This window comes from Vogesella mureinivorans (assembly GCF_007644035.1).
Classification (GTDB): domain Bacteria; phylum Pseudomonadota; class Gammaproteobacteria; order Burkholderiales; family Chromobacteriaceae; genus Vogesella; species Vogesella mureinivorans.
Window position 1 is genome coordinate 1 of record NZ_VMTV02000573.1, and the last position, 270, is coordinate 270.

Annotated in this window: 1 protein-coding gene; it reads left to right on the plus strand. The window is 53.0% G+C overall.

The window, feature by feature from the left end:
- Window positions 1-270 (plus strand): hypothetical protein (locus tag FLQ44_RS24135; protein ID WP_147694989.1); only part of this gene is annotated, 270 nt, incomplete at both ends.

Below are 270 nucleotides of genomic sequence, written 5' to 3' on the forward strand. Positions count from 1 at the left end.
ATGAACCTGCATCTGGCTCAACACTTACAGAGCACGCGAATGCTGCATTCCAAGAAGCTGTTGATAAAGCCGTTGACGATGACCTGTTTCCTATCCTGCACAAGGAACACAGTGAGTACTTTCGTATAGTCGGCGCAAGGGAACTCGTGCAGGTCGAGAGGTTTGATATTCCGGGATTGGAGCATGCGCACTTTGTGGGTTCACGTGGTCATGGTGTCAAGAAGGGCATAGGGCATCTGCTTGCCGACCAGGAATGCGCCCAGGCTCGCC